Consider the following 348-nt stretch of genomic DNA (forward strand, 5'->3'; position numbering starts at 1 on the left):
GCGGGGCTTTTTTAATAAGTGTTAGTTATTAATCAACACTCATTGTTTTGGTCATTACAGAACTTGCTCGACCGGCAGGTTTGATTGAACCGGCACGTAAACCACTGTCTGGAACTAGTTCACGTTTATCGTGAGCCATTGCTACAGACGTATGTTTTACTTCGCTATCAGCTACAGGGGTAGGCTGTGCCATTGGCGCACTTGCAGCCCCTTGAGTTACCGATGTTTTAACATGCGGTACTGATTTTACTGGCGCTTCAACTTTAGCTGGCTCTTCAGTTACTACTGGCGCTTCAACTTTAGCTGGCTCTTCAGTTGCTACTGGCGCTTCAACTTTAGCTGGCTCTT

The 348-nt window shown here is 46.0% G+C and carries 1 pseudogene; it reads right to left on the reverse strand.

What is annotated here, in order from left to right:
* Positions 1-28 precede the first annotated feature (28 nt).
* Positions 29-348: pseudogene (locus P20652_RS18285) on the reverse strand (ribonuclease E); the annotation flags it as partial.

This window comes from Pseudoalteromonas sp. BSi20652, from assembly GCF_000239855.1.
Taxonomy (GTDB): Bacteria; Pseudomonadota; Gammaproteobacteria; order Enterobacterales; family Alteromonadaceae; genus Pseudoalteromonas.